Source organism: Pseudomonas sp. V98_8 (assembly GCF_029967975.1).
Classification (GTDB): Bacteria; Pseudomonadota; Gammaproteobacteria; order Pseudomonadales; family Pseudomonadaceae; genus Aquipseudomonas; species Aquipseudomonas umsongensis.
This window is the reverse complement of record NZ_JASCAE010000006.1, coordinates 171,341-191,701: the sequence shown is the minus strand read 5'-3', so window position 1 is coordinate 191,701 and position 20,361 is coordinate 171,341. Positions and strand designations below refer to the sequence as shown.

15 protein-coding genes are annotated in these 20,361 nt (G+C 61.0%); 13 read left to right on the top strand and 2 right to left on the bottom strand.

Annotated features, from left to right (window positions below; all coding sequences use genetic code 11):
* Positions 1 to 117 precede the first annotated feature (117 nt).
* From QLG10_RS06490 to QLG10_RS06465, 6 genes are all read left to right on the top strand, one after another.
* Entirely contained in the window at positions 118 to 2,019 is a 1,902-nt protein-coding gene (locus tag QLG10_RS06490; RefSeq protein WP_282486257.1) for a sensor histidine kinase, read from the top strand.
* Positions 2,016 to 3,344 (top strand): sigma-54 dependent transcriptional regulator, encoded by a 1,329-nt coding sequence (locus QLG10_RS06485; RefSeq protein WP_188264108.1) that lies wholly within the window; start codon positions 2,016 to 2,018, stop codon positions 3,342 to 3,344. The genes QLG10_RS06490 and QLG10_RS06485 overlap by 4 nt, the downstream gene beginning before the upstream one ends.
* An 8-nt stretch (positions 3,345 to 3,352) precedes the next feature.
* On the top strand, positions 3,353 to 3,682 hold the full coding sequence (locus tag QLG10_RS06480; RefSeq protein WP_177411659.1) for a GlpM family protein: 330 nt from the start codon (positions 3,353 to 3,355) through the stop codon (positions 3,680 to 3,682).
* Positions 3,683 to 3,825: 143 nt separating this feature from the next.
* Positions 3,826 to 4,746: an arginase gene (locus tag QLG10_RS06475; RefSeq protein ID WP_282486253.1), complete on the top strand. Its 921-nt coding sequence runs from the start codon at positions 3,826 to 3,828 to the stop codon at positions 4,744 to 4,746.
* On the top strand, positions 4,743 to 5,117 hold the full coding sequence (locus QLG10_RS06470) for a transporter (protein WP_110752733.1): 375 nt from the start codon (positions 4,743 to 4,745) through the stop codon (positions 5,115 to 5,117). Before QLG10_RS06475 ends, QLG10_RS06470 begins: the two co-directional genes overlap by 4 nt.
* Positions 5,110 to 5,526: an EamA family transporter gene (locus QLG10_RS06465; RefSeq protein ID WP_110752731.1), complete on the top strand. Its 417-nt coding sequence runs from the start codon at positions 5,110 to 5,112 to the stop codon at positions 5,524 to 5,526. The genes QLG10_RS06470 and QLG10_RS06465 overlap by 8 nt, the downstream gene beginning before the upstream one ends.
* 115 nt (positions 5,527 to 5,641) lie before the next feature.
* Here QLG10_RS06465 and QLG10_RS06460 read toward each other — a convergent pair whose 3' ends face one another.
* Positions 5,642 to 6,397, bottom strand: a complete 756-nt coding sequence (locus tag QLG10_RS06460; RefSeq protein WP_282486250.1) for a MipA/OmpV family protein — start codon at positions 6,395 to 6,397, stop codon at positions 5,642 to 5,644.
* Between the two features lie 218 nt (positions 6,398 to 6,615).
* Here QLG10_RS06460 and QLG10_RS06455 point away from each other — a divergent pair, with 218 nt between their 5' ends.
* Genes QLG10_RS06455 through QLG10_RS06430 form a run of 6 tightly spaced genes read left to right on the top strand, consistent with a single transcriptional unit; the run spans position 6,616 to position 13,880 of the window.
* Positions 6,616 to 7,314 (top strand): MtnX-like HAD-IB family phosphatase, encoded by a 699-nt coding sequence (locus QLG10_RS06455; RefSeq protein WP_188264111.1) that lies wholly within the window; start codon positions 6,616 to 6,618, stop codon positions 7,312 to 7,314.
* A complete protein-coding gene (locus QLG10_RS06450; RefSeq protein ID WP_282486247.1) occupies positions 7,307 to 8,701 on the top strand; it encodes an aminotransferase class III-fold pyridoxal phosphate-dependent enzyme in 1,395 nt (464 codons plus the stop codon). Before QLG10_RS06455 ends, QLG10_RS06450 begins: the two co-directional genes overlap by 8 nt.
* 8 nt (positions 8,702 to 8,709) lie before the next feature.
* On the top strand, positions 8,710 to 9,588 hold the full coding sequence (locus tag QLG10_RS06445) for an alpha/beta fold hydrolase (protein WP_282486295.1): 879 nt from the start codon (positions 8,710 to 8,712) through the stop codon (positions 9,586 to 9,588).
* A 14-nt stretch (positions 9,589 to 9,602) separates the two neighbouring features.
* Positions 9,603 to 10,730 (top strand): GNAT family N-acetyltransferase, encoded by a 1,128-nt coding sequence (locus QLG10_RS06440; RefSeq protein ID WP_188264181.1) that lies wholly within the window; start codon positions 9,603 to 9,605, stop codon positions 10,728 to 10,730.
* Positions 10,727 to 12,499 carry a HAMP domain-containing sensor histidine kinase gene (locus QLG10_RS06435; RefSeq protein WP_282486244.1) on the top strand — a complete coding sequence of 591 codons (1,773 nt, stop codon included), beginning with the start codon at positions 10,727 to 10,729 and terminating at the stop codon, positions 12,497 to 12,499. The genes QLG10_RS06440 and QLG10_RS06435 overlap by 4 nt, the downstream gene beginning before the upstream one ends.
* Positions 12,489 to 13,880, top strand: coding sequence for a sigma-54 dependent transcriptional regulator (locus tag QLG10_RS06430; protein ID WP_282486239.1), 1,392 nt, complete (start codon positions 12,489 to 12,491; stop codon positions 13,878 to 13,880). The genes QLG10_RS06435 and QLG10_RS06430 overlap by 11 nt, the downstream gene beginning before the upstream one ends.
* Here QLG10_RS06430 and QLG10_RS06425 read toward each other — a convergent pair.
* Positions 13,877 to 14,911: an alpha/beta hydrolase gene (locus tag QLG10_RS06425; RefSeq protein ID WP_282486237.1), complete on the bottom strand. Its 1,035-nt coding sequence runs from the start codon at positions 14,909 to 14,911 to the stop codon at positions 13,877 to 13,879. The two genes, QLG10_RS06430 and QLG10_RS06425, sit on opposite strands and share 4 nt — an antisense overlap.
* A 204-nt stretch (positions 14,912 to 15,115) precedes the next feature.
* Between QLG10_RS06425 and QLG10_RS06420 the strand changes: the two genes are divergently transcribed.
* Positions 15,116 to 20,338 (top strand): DUF6543 domain-containing protein, encoded by a 5,223-nt coding sequence (locus tag QLG10_RS06420; RefSeq protein WP_282486236.1) that lies wholly within the window; start codon positions 15,116 to 15,118, stop codon positions 20,336 to 20,338.
* Positions 20,339 to 20,361 lie beyond the last annotated feature (23 nt).

Below are 20,361 nucleotides of genomic sequence, written 5' to 3'. Positions count from 1 at the left end.
TCGCGATGATCTCAAGGACACCGCGTACATCCAGGATGAACGCGTCTTCGTTGACGACCATCGCGAGCATGCTCGCTCCTACAGGAGGCCGACGCTGGTTGATCCAAGGCATCTGTGATGAAATGCGACCCCAATCTCTATCGCGCCACGTCGCCATCACTCGCCGTGAAACCTCGCCTGATTCGTCATTTGTTCCTGCCGCCGCTGATCATCGCGCTGATGATCGGACTGGGTTACATCGGCTTCTGGACCAGTGAGCACTATGGTATTCGCAGCCTCGGCGAAAATGGCCAGCGCCAGCTGGAACTGCACGCCCGCGCTGTCGAGAGCGAGATCAGCAAATACACATACCTACCCAGCCTGCTGGAACTCGAAACCAGTGTTTCGAAGCTGTTGGCCGAGCCGACGCCGGAGCACCGGCAGACCGTCAATGATTACCTTGAAGGCCTGAACCGGCGCAGCCGCAGCCGGGCCATCTACGTGATGGACACCACCGGCCGCGTCATGGCCACCAGCAATTGGCGCGACGTCGACAGCTACCTGGGTGAAGACCTGTCTTTCCGTGCCTATTTCCAGGACGCCGTGCGTGGCCAGCCCGGGCGCTTCTATGGCATTGGCAGCACCAACGGCGAACCCGGTTACTACCTGGCCCATGGCCTGGAAGAACACGGCAAGATCATCGGCGTCGCGGTGGTCAAGGTCCGCCTCGAGGCCATGGAGGAGCGTTGGCAACGCGCGCGCCTGGAAGCCTTCGTCAGCGACGAGAACGGCATCATCATTCTCTCCAGTGACCCCGCTCGACGCCTGAAATCGGTGGTGCCGCTGAGCGAAGAAACCAAGGAAAAGCTCGCCCGCAGTCTCCAGTACTACTGGTTCCCACTGAACGAATTGCAACCGTTGGCCCGGGAAACCCTGTCCGAGGGCGTGGAGAAACTCACCTTCCCCGCCAATAGCGAACTGGATTCCGCTGACGAAAACATCAGCTACCTGGCGCAGACGCGTCCCTTGAGCGATACCCCGTGGAATTTCACCCTGCTCACGCCACTGCAGGATCTGCGCCGCGAAGCGATCAACCAGGGGATACTGGTGGCCGTGGCCTTTGCCCTTGTGGCGTTCCTGCTGATCGCCTGGAACGAGCGACGCAAAGTGATCGCCACCCGCCTCGCTGCCCGAGAAGCCTTGCAGGAAGCCAACAACCAATTGGAGCGTCGGATCACCGAACGCACCACCGACCTGCGCGCCAGCAACGAGCGGCTCAAGGGGCAGATCCGCGAGCGTCGTCACGCCGAAGAGACGCTACGCCGTGCCCAGGACGAACTGGTGCAGGCCGGGAAACTCGCCGCGATTGGCCAGATGTCCACCAGCATCGCCCACGAATTGAACCAGCCGTTGGCGGCGCTGCGCACCTTGTCCGGCAACACCGTGCGGTTTCTCGAGCGCGGTCAACTGGATGTGGCCAGCACCAACCTCAAGACCATCAACGAATTGATCGACCGCATGGGCCGGATCACCGCCAGCCTGCGCTCCTTCGCCCGACGCGGTGACGACAAGGGCCAGGCTTGTCTTGGCAAAGCCGTGGACGCCGCCTTGCAATTGCTCGGCGGGCGTGTGGAAAACGCCCATCTGCAAGTGCATCGCCACTTCGACGATGTGCAAATGCAGATCGATCAGACCCGTCTGGAGCAGATCCTGGTCAACCTGGTCGGCAATGCCCTGGACGCCATGCAGGCGCAGCCGAAGCCCGAATTGTGGCTTGAAGGCGAAGCACTGGAGGGTAAATATCGGCTGCGTGTACGGGACAATGGCCACGGCATCGATGCCGAAGCACGCAAACACCTGTTCGAACCATTTTTCACTACCAAGCCCGGCGAACAAGGCCTGGGCCTCGGCCTGACCCTTTCCGCGAGCCTGGCCGCCGCCACTGGCGGTCACCTGGGTGTCGAACACCCGGCCAGCGGTGGTACTGCTTTCGCCCTCAGTTTACCGTTGGTAAGCCCCACTTCCGCTGAGCCAATATGAACAACGACCTTAGTGTATTGATCGTCGAAGACGACCCCCATGTTTTGCTCGGTTGCCAGCAGGCACTGACCCTGGAAGACATTCCCTGCATCGGAGTCGGCAGTGCCGAGGAAGCCCTGGAGCGGGTGGGCGAAAACTTCGCCGGCATCGTCATCAGTGACATTCGCCTGCCCGGCATCGATGGACTGGAACTGCTGAACCGACTCAAGGCCCGCGATCGCAGCTTGCCGGTAGTGCTGATTACCGGTCACGGCGACATCTCCATGGCCGTCGGCGCCATGCAGAAAGGCGCCTACGACTTCATGGAGAAACCCTTCTCTCCCGAACGCCTGGTGGATGTAGCGCGCCGTGCCCTGGAGCAACGCAGCCTGGCACGAGAAGTCTCTTCGTTGCGCCGGCAACTGGCCGAGCGCGACTCACTTGAAGGTCGAATCATCGGCCGTTCGCCGGCAATGCAGAACTTGCGCGAACTCATTGCCAATGTTGCCGATACTTCAGCCAACGTGCTGATCGAGGGCGAAACCGGCACCGGCAAGGAACTGGTTGCGCGCTGCCTGCATGATTTCAGTCGCCGGCACACCCGGCAATTTGTGGCGCTCAATTGTGGTGGCCTGCCGGAAAACCTGTTCGAAAGCGAAATCTTCGGCCACGAAGCCAACGCCTTCACCGGCGCAGGCAAACGGCGGATCGGCAAGATCGAGCATGCCGACGGCGGCACGCTGTTCCTCGACGAAGTGGAAAGCATGCCCCTGCCCCTGCAAATCAAACTGCTGCGGGTATTGCAGGAGCGCACCCTCGAACGCCTCGGTTCGAACCAAAGCGTGGCGGTCGACTGCCGGGTGATTGCCGCCACCAAATCCGATCTCGACGAGTCGAGCAAGGCCGGTGAATTTCGCAGCGACCTGTATTACCGCCTCAATGTGGTGACCCTGGAACTGCCGCCTCTGCGCGAGCGTCGCGAAGACATCCTGCAATTGTTCGAGTATTTCTTGCAGCAGTCGTCCTTGCGTTTCGACCGCGACGTACCGGAACTGGATAACCAGACCCTGTCAAACCTGATGAGCCACGATTGGCCAGGTAACGTGCGCGAGTTGCGCAACGTCGCCGAGCGATTTGCCCTGGGCCTGCCGGCATTCAAGAAACCGGGTGCGGGCGGTGCCGCCCAAGGCCTGGCGTTCGCTGAAGCGGTGGAGGCCTTTGAGCGCAACTTGCTGAGCGATGCCTTGCAACGTAGCGGCGGCAACCTGACCCAGGCCAGCCAGGAACTGGGCATGGCCAAGACCACGCTGTTCGACAAAGTGAAAAAGTACGGGCTGAGCCACTGATGGATCTGATTCTCAAAGCAACCCTGGGCGCGGCGGTGGTGGTGATCCTCGCGGCCCTGGCCAAGACCAGAAATTATTACATCGCCGGATTGGTGCCACTGTTTCCAACCTTTGCACTGATTGCCCATTACATTGTCGGCAAGGGTCGTTCGCTGGAAGACTTGAAGACCACCATCGTGTTTGGCATGTGGTCGATCATTCCTTATTTCATCTACCTGGCAACCCTCTATGTGCTGGTCGATCGCATGCGCCTCGAGGCATCGCTGGCCGTGGCGGCGGTGGCGTGGTTGATCGCGGCGACGGCGCTGGTCAGCGTCTGGGTTCGCCTGCACGGCTGATCAAAACCTCTTGTTACAGCTGCTCAGGATTGCCCGCAGTTGCTGGCCCGTCCCTTGCACCTACCCTCTAAAGCCCCTCGGCCGGCCCTCATAATCGATGAAGCCGGTGTCCGGGAGGGGTATGGCAAGGGTAGATTCCGACCTTGAACATTCTAGACCTCGACCACAGCCTGACTGCCCAGGCACCGATTGCGCGGTTGCTCGACAGCGGCCGCGCCAATCGCCTGGACCTGCTCGACCTCGGCCCCAAACTGCGGCTTTGGTCCAGCGAGCGAACCTGGCGCAGTTTTTGCGAACGCTTGCGACAACGCCCCCAACACAGCGGCCCGCAGCCGGAAATCTTCTTCGTCGGCTCCGGCGACTACCATCATTTGACCCCGGCCTTTCTCACCGACTTGCCGGAACCCATTAGCCTGATCCACTTCGACAACCACCCCGACTGGGTCCGGTTCGCGCCGCGCCGGCATTGTGGCTCATGGGTCAACCAGGCACTGAAACTGCCGAACATCCAGCGTATCGTCACCCTCGGCCCCTGTAGTGACGACCTGAAAAGGCCACAACTCAAAGGCGGCAACTTGCGCGCGCTGCGGCGCGGCGTGCTGCAAATCTTTCCCTGGCAGAACGAGCCGTCCCGAATCTGGGGGCTGATCGGCGAGGGTGCCGGGCATCGTCAACAGGGAAACCTGCTGCATTGGCACAACCTGGCCGGGCTGGACTGGTCGGCGTTTCTCCAGCAACTGATTGCCAGCCTGCCGACACCAGCGGTGTGGATCACTATCGACAAGGATGTACTGGCCAGTGAGGACGCCGCGACCAATTGGGACCAGGGCGCAATGCGCCTGACCCATCTGCTGCAGGCGATTCGCATGCTGGCCGCCGACAAGCGCATCCTCGGCATCGACGTCTGCGGCGATTACGCCAGACCGGGCTTCAGTAATGCCCTGAAACGCTGGGAAGCCAGGTCTGACCAACCCCCGGCCGAGCGCTGGAGCGAAGCCGACCTGCTGCGCAATGCCGCGACCAACCAGGCCTTGATCGAGTTGTTGGAGGAGCTGTTCCCATGACCTTCACTGTGATCGTGCTGGTGGCCATTTCCATTGTGCTGGACGTGATTGGCCAGCTCTGTTTCAAACTCGGCCTGGACCGATTGCCGGCGCTCGAAGGCGGTTTTCGGCTGAATGCATTCTGGGGCCAGGTGTTCAGCGCGCGACTACTGTGGTGCGGAGTCGGCGCCTACGTGATCGAATTTTTCATCTGGCTCGAAGCCCTGTCCAGGGCACCACTGAGTTTGTTATTTCCGGCGGCGGCGCTGGCCTATTGCGGCGTGGTGCTGGCGGGCAAGCTGATCCTCGGCGAATACGTCAGCCGACGACGCTGGCTCGGCACGCTGGTCATTACGGCGGGCGTCATGCTCGTGTGTGCCGTCCATGCATGAAGAACCCACGACGATCCGTATCAAGACCGACTGGCTGCATGAACGCCTCGGCACCCTTGTCCTGTGGGTGCTGTTGATCGGGTTGGAAAGCGCAGGCCAAATCGCGACCAAGGTCGGTGGCGATGAACTGGGGCAAATGGACTTCAACCTGCAGTGGCTGGTGGCTGTGGCAGGAAACACCGGGGTCTGGCTGGCAATTGCCTGCTACGTCTGTGCGTTCTTCGTGTGGATGCTCATCCTGCGCCGCAGCCAGTTGTCCCTGGCGTTTCCCTTGAGCTCGCTAGTGTTTGTTGGCGTATTGCTGGGTTCCTGGCTGTGGTTGGGGGAACACATCAGCGTGCTGCACTGGGTAGGCGTGGCGGTGATCATGGCAGGGATCGTGATGTTGGCCGCAGGTGAGGAAGCCTGATCCCAACCATTGTCATCGCCCCTGCAGGAGCTGACTTGCCCGCGAAAGCGGCGTGCCTGATACGGCGTGTCGTAGGGTTCGCCGGCAAGTCTGGCTCCTGCAGGCGATACGGGATTCACTCGAATTTATAGGCAAGTGCCGCCTGAACTTCGCCCTGACGTCGGGCGCCAACGGCCTTGACGATACTGCTTTGCGCTGCACTACCTTTCAGGTGAGTCCAGCTGGCGCTGCTCAGCAGCGACCAGTCCGGCGCCAGGGGAAACTCGAAGTTCTGGCTCAGGGTCACTTTCTGCAAGCCGCCACCGGCGCTATACGGGGCAATCCCCGAGGCACGAGCCTCATCGTCATCGACGCCAAAAAATGTCTGGTTGTGCCGGGCATTGGCGAAGTGCGCGGTCAGGTTATTACTGCCGATCATTGCACCACCCAGTGGATAACCCACTTCGCCCCCGACCCTTCCCAACACTCCCCTGCCACGCCTGCCCACCGTCTGACCGACAAAAGCGAATACCCGCCAGAAATCAGCCGGGGCGTATTGCACAAACCCGCCCGTCACCGCCCTGTCAGGCACATCGCGCAAACCCTGCAATTGGCCGTTGGCGGTGCGGCCAGGAAGGTAATTGACGAATGGACCGACGCTCAAACCGCTGGCGCTCAACGCGTCCCAGGTCATCCCGTCATCGCTGCCCAGGCTGAGTTCACCCCAATCCAGATCGAGGTACGGCACCGGGCGGGTCTGGTACCCACTACCACTCGGTTCGCGGGGCTGATAGCTGAAGCCAGGACCGGCTTCACCGGTGACGCCATCGGCCATGACGCTGCCAGAAAGGCAGGCCAGGGCGTTGATCAATACAAAAGCAATCCTCGACATGAGGCAATTCCTGGTGCGGGACATGCGCGCATCAATCCCCGGATTGCCCTGGCCACGCAAGCACTCATGTTGATTGTAGGGACCTACAAAAATTGTAGCTGCGCCCACCACAAAACCTGGCAAACCCCCTATGCCACGGGGCCGGGCACGATTGGCACAGTCCCTGCTCTACCCCTTGGAAAGCGCGCAGAGCGCACCCTGCCCAATAGGTACAACAGATGATTGACTGGCATATCGTGTGTGATTTCGACGGGACCATCACCCGCACCGACGTGATCGACAGCATCCTCCAGCGTTTCGCCGACCCGAGCTGGGAAGCGATCGAAAATGCATGGCTCGCGGGCGACATCGGCTCCAGGGAATGCCTTGGCCGCCAGCTTTCGCTGGTCAAGGCCACGCCAAGCGAACTGCTCAACCTCTTCGACAGCATCGAAATCGATCCGCACTTCCCCGACTTCGTCGACCACGTCATTGGCCTGGGCGCATCCTTGGAAGTGGTCAGCGACGGCATCGAACAAGCCATCGCAAGGATCCTGGCGCGCCACTACGTCAGTCTCCTGCCGATCCTCGCCAACCGCTTGCGCCAGGTCGACCACAGCCACTGGCGCATCGACTTCCCCCATGCCAATGACGCCTGTCGCGCCGCGGCCGGCAATTGCAAGTGCAGGTCTGCACCCGTGGCCCGCCGGATCCTGGTCATCGGCGACGGCCAGTCCGACCTGTGCGTGGCTGCCACCGCTGACTTCGTGTTCGCCAAGGATCGCCTGGCCGAGCACTGCGAACGTCACGACATTGCTCACGCACGCTTCGACAGCTTTGCCGAACTTCCAGCCCTGCTGGCCCTGCTGCCCAGCGTCAGCGCCGCCAACGCCACCTCTTTCAAATTCGACGCACAGGAACTCTTCCACCATGTCTGATATTCGCATCGCCACCGCCGAAGACCAGGTCCTTCTGGATAAAGAAGCCCGCTATTGCTCCTACGGCGACACCGTTCACTACATCGAGCCACCGCGTATTTTCAGCCGCTGCCAAGGTTCCTATGTCTGGGACACCAGCGACCAGGCCTATCTCGACCTGCAGATGTGGTACTCGGCGGTCAACTTCGGCTACGCCCACCCGCGCCTGAACAATGCGCTGAAACAGCAGATCGATGCCCTGCCGCAAATCGCCAGCCAGTATCTGCACAAGGGCAAGATCGAGCTCTCGGAGATGATCGCGGTCGATGCAAAGAACAAATTCGGCCTCGACGGACGTGTGCACTTCAATGTGGGAGGCTCGCAGTCCATCGAAGACTCGTTGAAAGTCGTACGCAACGCCTCCCAGGGCAAAAGCCTGATGTTCGCCTTCGAGGGTGGTTATCACGGCCGCACGCTCGGGGCTTCGTCGATCACTTCCAGCTACCGTTATCGACGCCGCTACGGCCATTTCGGCGAACGCGCCAGTTTCATCCCGTTTCCGTACCACTTTCGCGGCCCGAAAGGCATGACCAAGGAAGAGTACGGCAGCCACTGCGTGAAGCAATTCGCCCGGTTGTTCGAGACTGAATACAACGGCGTCTGGGACCCGAAAGTCAGTCAGTGCGAATACGCGGCATTCTACGTCGAACCGATCCAGGGTACCGGCGGCTATGTCATTCCGCCGATGAACTTCTACAGCGAACTCAAGCATGTACTGGACCAACACGGCATCCTGCTGGTGGTCGACGAAATCCAGATGGGCTTCTACCGCACCGGCAAGCTGTGGTCGATCGAACATTTCGACGTCAAACCGGATGTGATTGTCTTCGGCAAGGCCTTGACCAACGGCCTCAATCCGCTCGGCGGCCTGTGGGCCAGGGAAGAGCTGATCAACCCGACGATTTTCCCGCCGGGGTCGACCCATTCGACTTTTGCTTCCAACCCGCTGGGCACGGCAGTCGGCCTGGAAATGTTCAAGATGACCCGCGAAGTCGATTACGGCGCGATGGTCATGAACAAGGGCAAATATTTTCTCGACGGTTTGAAAGATTTGCAGAAACGATACCCGATCATTGGTGATGTCGATGGTCTCGGGCTGGCCCTGCGTTGCGAAATATGCGGTCCGGACGGTTTTACACCGGACAAGGAAACCCTGGACTTCATGGTCGAGGAAGGCATGAAGGGCGACATCGAAATCGACGGCACACGGCTGGGCCTGATCCTCGATGTGGGGGGCTACTACAAGAACGTGATCACCCTGGCGCCATCGCTGGAAATCAGCTACCCGGAAATCGACCTGGCCATCGCCCTGCTCGATCGCCTGCTGCATCGGGCGATGCACCGATGAACGCCACGCTGTCACCCGCAGCGATCGACGTCGGCGAAGGCAACCTCGGTTACATTCTCGGTAGCGGAAAGGTCGCGGTGTTGCTGATTCATGGCCTGACCGGCACCCCGAGGGAGCTGCGTCGCGTGGCCATGGGCCTGGCGGAAGCGGGATATACCGTCTACGTGCCGACCCTGGCCGGCCACTGTGGCAACAACGCCGACCTGCAAGCCACGCGATGGCACGACTGGTACGAGAGTGCACGCAACACCTACCGCGGCATGCGCCATAAACACGAACGGGTTTTCGTCGGTGGTTTGTCCATGGGCGCCGTGCTGTCGATGTACCTGGCGGCCGAACACCCGGGACAGATCGAAGGCTTGCTGCTGTACTCGACGACCTTGCGTTACGACGGCTGGAACATGCCCAAGGCGGCTGTCCTCACGCCGTTGCTGATGGCGATCCCCTTTGGTGTACACCTGTGCCGCTTCAATGAAAAATCCCCCTTCGGCATCAAGGACGAACGCCTGCGGGCAATCGTCGAGCGGCAAATGAAGGCAGGCGAAAGTGGGAATGCCGGGCTGTTGACCATGTCCGGGGTCAGTGTTCGCGAATTGCACCGATTGGTCGCGGCAGTGAAAAAACGCATGCCGCAAATCACCACCCAGGCACTGGTGGTGCATTCGCGCGAAGACGATATCACCAGCCGCTGGAACGCCGACTATGTGGAACGCAAGCTCGGTGGTCCGGTGGTGAAAATACTCCTCGACGACTGCTACCACATGATCACCGTCGACCTGCAGTATCGACGGGTGGTGGAGTTGAGCGTGGATTTCATCCAGCAACGTTTCAAGCAGCAGTCCAGCACTGCGCTTGCCACGGGCCAGGCTTTTCGGCCATGGTTATGAGGCAAGCCCCCCCCGTGATCACCGGCCATGCCTTTTCGACCATTGAGGACATCGACCGTGGTGCGTGGAACGACTGCTTCCCTGCCGAGCTGGAGGACTGGGATTACTACCGGGCCGTTGAACAGGCAGGCATTGCCGACTTTCAATGGCGCTATCTGGTTTTGTATGAGCACCAGAGCGTGGTTGCGGCAGCGGTGGTGTTCACCACCGCCTATTCACTGGACACCACCGTTCAAGGCCTGGGCAAACGCATCTGCGAGCGACTGCGCCGCTGGCGCCCGGGACTGCTCGATATCCCGCTCTACGCCTTGGGCTCACCGGTCTCCGAGCGTTGCCATGCGGGCACGGCCCGGCATATCGAGCCTGCCCGGCGCCCCGCCCTGCTCGGACAATTATTGATCCTGGCCCGTGACGATGCGGACAAGGCCGGCATTGGCCTGTTGGCCGTGAAGGACGCGTCGCACAGTGACCCGCAGTGGTTGCAGGCTTGCCAAGACGCAGGCCTGCACAGCATGCCCGGCTTGCCCGGCGCCGAACTGCCCATCTCCTTCAACAGCCTCGATGCCTACCTCGGCACCCTCGGCAAATCCACCCGCAAGGACCTGCGCCGCACCTTGCGCACCCAGGGGCCCAGTATCGAGTGGCGACGGGAAGTGGAGGACTTGCTGCCGGTCATGATGCAACTCTACGAAGCCACATTGAACCGCAGCGACCTGAAGTTCGAACGCTTGCCTGCGGCCTATTTCCGCCAGGTGCTGGAACAACTCGATGAACGAGCCGCCTGCGTACTCTACTGGCTTGGCGAAGACCTGGTCGCGTTCAACCTGGTATTGCTGGATGGCCAGCGACTGGTGGACAAGTTTTTCGCCCACGACCTCAGCCGCACCCGCCAACACAACCTCTACATGCGCAGTTGGCTGGCCAATGTCGACTACTGCATTGAACATGGCCTTACGATCTATGCATGCGGCCAGGCCGGCTATGCCGGTAAGCTGCGCCTGGGTTGCTCGTTCACCGGAAACACCGTGTTTTTTCGCCACCGAAACCGCTGGATCAACGGCTTGTTGCGCGGGTTGAAAGTGTTTATCCGTCCTGACCGATCCGACCCTGCCATGGCTGCTGCGATAAGCGAAACCCGATGACCAAAGCCCCACGCCCCACCCCCCGAACTTTCGCCCTTTCCGACTGGAGCCTGCAGCGCAAACTGGTGCTGGCTTTCTGGCTGGTCAGCGTAATACCGACAATGATCGCCGCCGAACTCGCGGCCACCACGTTGTCGCAGATCTTCGACAGCAACGTGCGGATCTGGCTGCAGGAATCGACCCGGATCGTCGAGGACGAAATCAGCGAGATCCTGCGCGACCATGCCCGGGCTGCGCAGTTGTTCTTGCGCTATACGCGCCCGCCCACCGACCGGCTGTCGACCCGACACGACAAACTGACCACTGACATCGCCGAGTCAATGGGCATCGACGTGGTGGCGCTGGTTCGCAGTAACGACCACCAAGTGGTGTTCAGCAGTGTCGCCGACGATGTGATTCGCCAGATCAGCACCGCCCCCAGAGCCGTGCTGCAAACCTTGCAAGTCGCAGGCGTAGCGACCGGCACCGTGGTTTCGACCTTCGAGACCGAGCAGGACGGCCTCCAATACCAACTGGTGATCGCCACCTACCTGGACAACAGCTTCCTCACCAGCGTGGCCGATGTTCATTCCCTGGACCTGCGCCTGTACCTGGCCAAGGCCGATGATTTCCCGGAAATTTTCTCGACCCAACGCTTCCAGGATCATCCCCTGAAGGTGCCGGCAAAAATCGAACAGTCGATGCGCCTGAGCAAACAGCCCATCGAGCAATTCACCAGTCGCTACAGCGGAATCTACCAACCGATACTCAATGATAACGGCGAGCTGCAAGGCGTGATCTTCAGTGGCTTGTTGCGCCACAGCAGCCTGGTCGGGCTGGTGAACCAGAGCAACCTGTTCATCCTGATTTTCCTGCTCAGCTCGGCGGGCTCGCTGGCGGTCGGCTGGCTGGTTTCGCAGCGTCTGACCAAACCCCTGCGCGGTCTGTCCAAGGGCGTGCAAGCTGTCATTGCCGGGGATTACCGCCAGCGCCTGGTCGTGACCGGCGGCGACGAACTGGCGGAATTGAGCAGCACCTTCAACCACATGAGCGAACGCCTTGGCCAGCTGCAACATCTGGAATCACAGCTGCGTCGCCGCGACCGACTACACGCCCTGGGCGAAGTAGCCATGGGCCTGGCCCATGAAATCCGCAACCCCCTGGGCATCATCAAGACCGCGACCCAACTGCTGCATCGGCGCGCCGATCTGCCGGAGGCCGACAAGCGCCACCTGGAATACGTCGTCAGCGAAGTCAGCCGGATCAACGACCTGATCACCGACTTCCTCGATTTCGCCAAACCCGGCGCGCCCCTGCGATCCATGCAAGCGGCACGGCCGCTGGTAGAGGAATGGATGGGTTTCTGCGCGCCAGAGCTGGCCAACCACCAAATCGACGCGCACATTGACGATCAGGCCCCCGGCGCCACCCTTTACGCCGACGCGCGGCAACTCAAGCAGGCCGGCCTTAACCTGATCGTCAACGCCATCGACGCCATGCCCGACGGTGGGCACCTGACGCTTGCGATCAGCAGCGATCCGCCATACACCGTGATCAGCATCCGCGACACCGGCCCGGGCATCGAACCGGACATGCTCGAGCGTATCTTTACGCCGTTCGTCACCACCAAGGCCTCGGGTACCGGCCTCGGTCTGGCGAAGGTGTACTCGATCATGGAAAGTCATGACGGGCGCATCGAGTGCAGCAGTGGAAAAAACGCCGGCGCTACATTCAGCCTCTACATTCCGGACAATGGCGACGAGTCCGATGAGGCCAACTATGACGCATAACGTACTGGTGGTCGACGACGAACCCAAGCTCTGCGACCTGCTGGCGTCGGCGCTGGGTCAGAACGGCATCACGGTGTTCACCGCGGGCAATGGCTTGCACGCCCTGAAGGTACTGGAGGTCGAAGACATCGACCTGGTCATCAGCGACTGGCGCATGCCCGGCATGGACGGTCCACAGTTGCTGGGGGAAATCAAAAACCGCTTTCCGCAGCTGCCGGTGATCGTCATGACGGCCTATAGCACCGTGAAAAACGCCGTGCAGTCGATGCGCAACGGGGCATTCGACTATATTGCCAAACCGTTCGACATCGATGAGCTGGATATCACCGTCAGCAAGGCCCTGCAATTTCGCGACATCCTCCAAGACAACCAGCGCATGCGCGCCGAACTCGACGAACACCAACAGATCGACAGCCTGATCGGCGACAGCCCGAGTTTTCGTCGGGTGTTGCAGGCGATCGATTCGGTGCGTGAAAGCAATGCGACGATTTTGCTGACCGGCGAAAGCGGCACCGGCAAGGAAATGGTCGCCCGGGCAATCCACAAGCACGGCAATCGCGCCGACAAGCCCTTCGTCGCGGTGAACTGTGCGGCCATCCCCGAAGGATTGCTGGAAAGCGAAATGTTCGGCCATCGCAAAGGCGCGTTTACCGGAGCCGTCGCCGACCGCGTCGGACGCTTCCTGCAAGCGGACAAAGGCACGCTGTTTCTCGATGAAATCGGCGAAATGCCGCTGGCCTTGCAGGCGAAGATCCTGCGGGCGCTGCAGGAGCGTGTGATCGAGCCGGTGGGCGATCCTCGCGAGCGCAAGGTGGATGTACGAGTGATTGCGGCAACCAACAAAAACCTGCTGGACGCGGTGGCCAACAAGGAGTTTCGCGAAGACCTCTATTACCGCCTCAACGTCTTTCCCATCCCCCTCCCCGCCCTGCGCGAACGGGTTGAAGACATCGCCCCGCTGGCCCGGCATTTCGCCCACATCCTGGGTGCCACGGCCGGCAAGCGCATCAGCGGTTTCAGCCCCGCGGCGTTGCAGGCCATGGCCCATTACTCGTGGCCTGGCAACATTCGCGAACTGCAAAATTGCGTGGAACGCGCGACCATCGTCGCGTCTGGGACGGTCATCGACGACGACGATCTGCCGGCGTACCTGTTTGCTGCATCGGCGGCCACCTGCAGTGCCATTCCCAATGAAGGCATGGGTGTGCCGTCAGACCTCGAAGCCGCACTGGCGCAAGTCGAAAGGAATTACATCCTGGCAGCCCTTGAGCAGAGCAACGGTGTGCAGGCCGCGGCGGCGCAGTTGATCGGCATCTCCGAGCGCAGCTTCTGGTACCGGCTGAAGAAACTGGGCATTCACGTGGACAAGATCGTGCGTTAAAGCAGGTTGTGATCAGACACCGGCTCAATCTGCGCCCAATGCGAAGTGTCCTCTCGATGCGCCCGTAGATATGGCAACACCGCCGCCAGCAACGGCGCCTTGAACGCTTCCTGAAACCGATGAGCCAACCCCGGTATCAACTTCAACTGGCTGCCACGCAGATGCGCCGCCAGGTGCACGCCGTGCATCACCGGCAATAATGGATCGGCCGTGCCATGCACCACCAGCGCCGGCACCCGTAGCTGGTTGAGCAGTGCCACTCGGCTCGGCTCGGCCAGGATCGCCAGGATCTGCCGTTTGGCCCCCTCGGGATTGAATGCCCGGTCATACGCCAGTGCCGCCTGATGCAGCAGTGCCTGACGATCATCGGTTACCGACGGACTGCCCAGTGCCGCCAGCAGGTCCGCCTGTTGCTCAAGTGCGATTTCACGGTTGGGCGCCCCCCGGCGCGCCAGCAACTGCAGCAGCGCCGCACTGGGTGCGGGTAAACCTTCGGCGCCGGAAGTACTCATGATCAGGGTCAGGCTTTCCACCCGCTGTGGCGCCATCGCCGCCATGTGCTGGGCAATCATCCCACCCATGCTGGCGCCCAGTACATGAAATTGCTCGATGTGTAACGCATCCATCAGGCCCAGGGCATCATCTGCCATATCGGTCAGGGTGTAAGGCGCCGACACGGGCAAGCCGAGCTTATAGCGCAACACTTCGAAGGTCAGATTGGCCTCGACCGGGGGTTGCCGCCAGGTCGACAGGCCGACATCGCGATTGTCATAACGAATCACCCGGAACCCTTGCTGACAGAGCGCAACCACCACTTCGTCAGGCCAATGAATCAACTGCCCACCGAGGCCCATCACCAGCAGCAATGCCGGGTCCGAAGCGCGACCGATGCTCTGGTACGCCAGGCTTACCTGATCCAGGTTGACCCGCTCGGTGGCCACATTGACGTCACAGCGGGACGCCGAAAAAGAAGGAAAACTCAACAACAACGAGGCCAAAAAGGCCGCTGTCGATAAAAATCGTGCACGCATGAAAAACACCGAAACGCAGAACCCCAGTAGAGCGCGAGTCTGATGATGTTTGTTCAAGCGCGCTGCCACAAATGCATGACAGTTTCGTGAACGCCGCCCAGTGGTCGATGCGATAACTATGTAGTGCCACAGGCCCGGGGCATTTTTTTTTAATGGCTTGATCCGGAGTGGACCCGCCGCTCCCCAGGAAAGAGCCCCGTCACCATGACCGAAAGACTGCTGCCGACACTGCTGCCACCCTCCCTCTCCACCCCATCGCCAATCGTCATGCCCGAGTTTTCAACGCTGCCGGGCACCATCGATCAGACCCTGCTGCAACGTGCCTTGAGCCGTTGGCAAGCCTGCCAGGAAGGTTTGCAGTCACTGTTCGCGGACGCGCCGCCGAACGTTGGCGCTGATGCCTATTGGAATGCCCGCGCCCCCGGTACACCGCTGTCGCGGCGTGATCGGGCCAGTCAGTTGTACCGCGATCATATCGAAGCTACGGCCCACGCGGGATTCGCCCTGGGATCCCTGAGCGCCGAACAACTGAAGCCGCTGTGGCAGGTTCTGGACGCCGAAACTGCGGCAATGGGTCTGGACGATCAGTTGATCCATTGCGAACACCTGGCGCTGAAGTTGAGCGACAACAGCATCCGCAAACTCCCCGCGGCCTGGGTGATCAGCGTGGGCAACCAGCAACCTGCCGCGCAGTTGCTGTACCTGCCCTCCCGACCGATTCCGGTCCAGGCCTTCGACGAACGTGGCGACATGGAGCATTGGTTGTCCGCACAACTACTCGCTCCCCCCGAGCTGCCCAGTCATTACAGGTTTGAATACACGGCCGGCACCGGCCCTTTGACGACAGGCATCGCGCAGCTGTTTACGCCCGGGGTGCAGCCCCGCATTGCCGAGGTGTTCGCCCAGGCGCCGACCCTTGCGAACCTGGAGCTGACTGAGGGCCTTGGCGATGAAGACCAATCATCGCCCTTCGATAGCCTGTCTGCCGATATTCCCCGGGCACTGCGCCAGGCCTCGCTGGGCAAACAGCGAGCAGCGCTGGAAACACTGCTGGGCGAAGCATTCGACAGCGACCGCCAACAGGCGCTCGACGACACACTCAAGGCGTTGGAAACCGCAGCGCTTGCGGCAGATACGGGCGCGTCCACCGTGCTCTACCGATCGCGCACGCTGGACCTGATAACGTTCAATCGTGGCTTCAACGCGCTTTACCAGGCGCACAAGGACGGCTTGAAGGCCGAAGTTGAACTGCAACGCACGCTCAATCAGCTCGACGACACTGAACTCGATTGGCTCAAGGTCCTGCTGGACACGCCAGACACCGCCGAACACGACCCTGACGCTGCCTTCGCCAGCCTATCGCTGAGCATGGCAACCGACACCGGTGAACCTTTGCGCCATGAGCTTGACGGGGTGTTTGTCATTGCCTGCTCGCAAGCCCTGTCCGACCCGGATTCGCCTCACAGTCTGTTGCTTTATTGGCCCGGCATCGGCGGCGGCTTGCAACGATTCGCCAACCGCAAAGACCTGGAACAGCAGTTGTTGAAAATCCAGCGCCAGGACCCGGTGCTGGCCCTGCAACTGACGACCATCTCGACAGATCCGCTGCTGTACAGTCTCAATCGACAGATCAGCCATTTCGAAGAACAGGCTGCGCAAATACGCCGACGCTATCCTGACAGCACGCAGGCATCACAACGTGCGCAGGAACTGGAAAAGCTGCGCGGGCAAACATTGGCATTGCTGCAGGTCCCGGTAAACGCGGCAAGAAGCCTGGCGCTTACGCACCTGCAGGAACAACGCCGCAGTGCCTCGATGGTTGCCCGTCTTCCCACCTGGCTGGCCACCCTGGCAGCACCCGACGCTGCCAGGCTTAAAAGCCTGACCAGCGCCTGTATCCAGGCCCTGCAGCGCAGCCACGAGCAACTGGAAACAATCCTGATACCTCGCACCACATTCACCCGTCGACACCTGCAGGCGCAGCTGCGCAAAGACTTTTCACTCAAAGGAGACTTCGACGTCCAGCTCGACTTGCCCGATTCCGTCACGCTGCAAAAACAACTGACCGACGGTGCGGCTCCCGGCACCCCGCAAAAACTGGTGGCGGTACCCAGTACCGCCAGAAGCAAGATGACCCTCGAGGAACTGGCCCAGCTCAACATCGACAACACCCCGTCGATGCAGCTTGAGCCTTTGTCCTTGCGCCTGGGTTTCATGCGTGTGGAAGTCACGACCCTGGACGACAGTGAACGCCGGACCCTCACAACCGGCATCACCCATGCCTACCTGCGCAAGACGCTACCGGCGCTGAATCTGCCCAAGACCTACGAGCAACTGATCCATGACACCTTCATGGGCAGTCACAGCGAGCCGCTGTTTGTCAGGGAACATCGCCGGGAATGCCTGATCGAACCCTGGCGCCAGACCCTCAAGCTGCAAGGTGAGTGCGCACGCCTGCAAAGGCAGATCAGTTTCAACGACCTGCAGATCCTCGACATCGCCATCGACGCCGATACCCCGCAAGCCTGGCACGCGGACGGCAAGCGCATCGAGATCTTGCCGGCCTACCTGAATGCGGGCGGCAAGGACACCCCCAACGAAGGCCCGGTGACCTTGTCCGGCGTGACGTTCATTCAGGAACAGGTCAGCGGCGTGACGTTGCTGTACCTGCCCGACAGTCCCGACGGCCAGTGCCTGCGCCGTTACGGCAGCCTCGAACAGGCGCGCAAGGCCCTGTTCAACCTGTGCCTGAACAGCGAGATGGTCAGCTATCTGGCCGGTCGCGCCTTGCAGGGTGACGTGCGGGCTCATGAAAGCCGGATCAACCAGGCCGTCCTCAAACACTTCGACGCCATGATCGGTGTCGGGATGCGCTGGCCGGCACTCACTTCGCTGGCCGCGCACCTGCTCAATACGCAGATGGGGCGCCTGGTCGAAGCCCATCGCGGCACATCGCGGTCCAACGATGCGTTATTCCTCGAACGCTACGCACTCAGCGGACCCAAGGCGCTGAACTACATAAAAATGGCCGTGGGGGTCGTGCCTTTTGTCGGCACCGCCGTTTCTCTCTACGATGCCTGGAGCAGTGCCAACCAGGCCGTCGCGGCGCTGTTACGTGCCGACGTGGGTGAAGGCCTGGCTGAGATCGAGTCGGTGCTACTGTCTCTGATCGATGCGGCCATGGACATTCTTCCCGGTACGTCGGGCACCAGAACGGCCACGGGCGCCCGCGCACTGACGCGCGCTCGTCAGTTGGGGGCGCTCGGCAACGGCGCCATGGCCTTGCCACAGACATCCAGGCACCAGGCGCGGCACATTGCCGAACGCTTCGCCGGTTATGAGTACGAGAAACCGATATCCCTGCTCGGGTTGAAACCGGCCAGGCACGGTATCTATCGCAATGTCTACCGACATGCCGACGGTGATTTCATCACTCGCCAGGGCCGTATCTTCCAGGTTGAACCGAGCAAGGACTCACGTGGCTGGCGGCTGAGCGGTACTCGTAAAAAAACCTACAAGCAACCTGTCGCTCTGGATGAAGCAGGCCGCTGGGACACCTGGTTCGGTGTCTACGGGTCGACCTTCGAGGGCGGCGGGCTGGGGGGTGGTGGCGCACTCGGGCATCTGGCCGACACCCTCGACCCGCTCTGGCCGGCCACCATTCGCGAACGACTGCCACGTTGGTGGGCCGATCGGGTGTTCCGCCGCAACACCGCCTTGACCAGCACCGCCGACAACCTGGCACCGCAACTCGACAGCCAGGTCCAGCGTACCAACGCGGCGCTGGAGCACTATAACAACAGTTCCGTGCAAGCCCGCCCGGCCCTGCTGCCGGCTACCGAAGCGGCCTGTATCGGCGATATCGAACTGGCCGGCAGACACTACCAGACGCTGGTCGAACTGACGCCCCTGACCCATGGCAACAAACGACGCGCGCTCAAGGACATGCAAAGTCATGACGCCCTCGTGATCGCCGACAGGCAAAAGCAACGGGTGTTTTTCGCCAACCATCGGGCTGATCCGCTCATGGGCAAGATCGACGCCTTAGTCGACCAACTGGACGCACTGCCGGACAATGCACTCGTCGAACGCATTCGGATCCTGCACGACATCCGCAAGCTGCGCGTGGAATTCATTGGCCATCTGGAGCAGATGGAAACGGCAATGCGCGAGCTCAACCGGTGGTACGAGCGCATTACGGTCAGCAGCGAAAAGGCCCAGCTGACCCCCGAAGTAACGATGTTGAACGGACGCCTGAGCGAATCCAATCTGCTTTACCTGAAAACCGGGCATCTGCTGGAAACCGTCAAGCGCTTCGACACCACCAAGGATCTTTCCTGGTTCCATCTACAGGCCCAGGCCGACAGCCTGCGGACCAAGGTCGACCGTGCCTTGTTCACCCAATACAGCCTGGCGGAAGTCAGCGCCACTCGGGCCCAGCGCAATCAGATCCTCCAGGAATGCCTCGAGCACTACCGGCAATTCCGCCGGGGCATGAATGCCTGGACCGCCAGCTATCCCCAACACTTTCATCTCGACGCGGTGGGTCCCTTGCTGGAGGGTATCGAGAAAATGGCCGAACGGGCACGCAAGGCCATCGACCTGCCGGCTCCCGTCATGCCAGCCGGGCAACGCAGCAAGAAAGTCTTCATGACTGAAGACGACCACTTGTTGATCGGGGTGGAACGCTGGGAACCGACTACCCAGAAGCGCCAATACATCCTGACCGGCCAGGGTGGCGTCAAGGAAATATGGGAGCAAGCTGCAAACGGCAAGTTTCGCCTGCTCAACCCACCGCAGCCGACCGCTCGCCCCGCGCAAAGGGACCCCGGGTCCATGGTCGAAGAGGCCCGTAGCCGCCTGCAGTCACAGCCGGCCTACCAGGCGAAGATCGAAGCTTATGCAGCGCAAGACATGCTCCCGGTCGATCTGGAGCACATGATGGTCAGTGAGGCCGGCGAATTGACGCGCCGAGCGCTCGATATCGAAGCCGTTGCCCCACAGAGCCCCGTCATTGCGCAATTGCGTAACAAGGCAACCGAACTGATTTCCACCGGGCGCCTGATGCGCACCCGCCAGTCACTGAGCAGCAAGAACCCTACGGATGGAATGCTCGATGACCTGATCAGCCAAAACGCCGTGGAGATACGTAAAACCAGCCCAATGAAAAGCCTGCGAAAACGCCCTGATGGCCGAGCCGATTACTTGCAGGAATACGAAATCTGGGACCGCACCGCCGTGCCGCCCAACGTGTTGTGGTACGCCCATTTTCATTACAGCAAGGCGGCGCCCGCCTTCGCCGAGTTCGAAAAGGCACACCTGAAGCTGCCGCAGTATCGATTCCTGACCCACGCCGATGACGCCACCCTTCCCTACGCCGACATCGGCAAACGGTCACCGGTATTGCGCCATTTCGATCAGGTCTGACAGGAAAAACGGGAGCGGTGGGT

Coding starts and splice junctions, on each gene's coding strand:
- QLG10_RS06490 (WP_282486257.1), top strand. CDS start 118: ATGAAATGCGACCCCAATCTCTATCGCGCCACGTCGCCATCACTCGCC.
- QLG10_RS06485 (WP_188264108.1), top strand. CDS start 2,016: ATGAACAACGACCTTAGTGTATTGATCGTCGAAGACGACCCCCATGTT.
- QLG10_RS06470 (WP_110752733.1), top strand. CDS start 4,743: ATGACCTTCACTGTGATCGTGCTGGTGGCCATTTCCATTGTGCTGGAC.
- QLG10_RS06465 (WP_110752731.1), top strand. CDS start 5,110: ATGCATGAAGAACCCACGACGATCCGTATCAAGACCGACTGGCTGCAT.
- QLG10_RS06460 (WP_282486250.1), bottom strand. CDS start 6,397: ATGTCGAGGATTGCTTTTGTATTGATCAACGCCCTGGCCTGCCTTTCT.
- QLG10_RS06455 (WP_188264111.1), top strand. CDS start 6,616: ATGATTGACTGGCATATCGTGTGTGATTTCGACGGGACCATCACCCGC.
- QLG10_RS06450 (WP_282486247.1), top strand. CDS start 7,307: ATGTCTGATATTCGCATCGCCACCGCCGAAGACCAGGTCCTTCTGGAT.
- QLG10_RS06435 (WP_282486244.1), top strand. CDS start 10,727: ATGACCAAAGCCCCACGCCCCACCCCCCGAACTTTCGCCCTTTCCGAC.
- QLG10_RS06430 (WP_282486239.1), top strand. CDS start 12,489: ATGACGCATAACGTACTGGTGGTCGACGACGAACCCAAGCTCTGCGAC.
- QLG10_RS06425 (WP_282486237.1), bottom strand. CDS start 14,911: ATGCGTGCACGATTTTTATCGACAGCGGCCTTTTTGGCCTCGTTGTTG.
- QLG10_RS06420 (WP_282486236.1), top strand. CDS start 15,116: ATGACCGAAAGACTGCTGCCGACACTGCTGCCACCCTCCCTCTCCACC.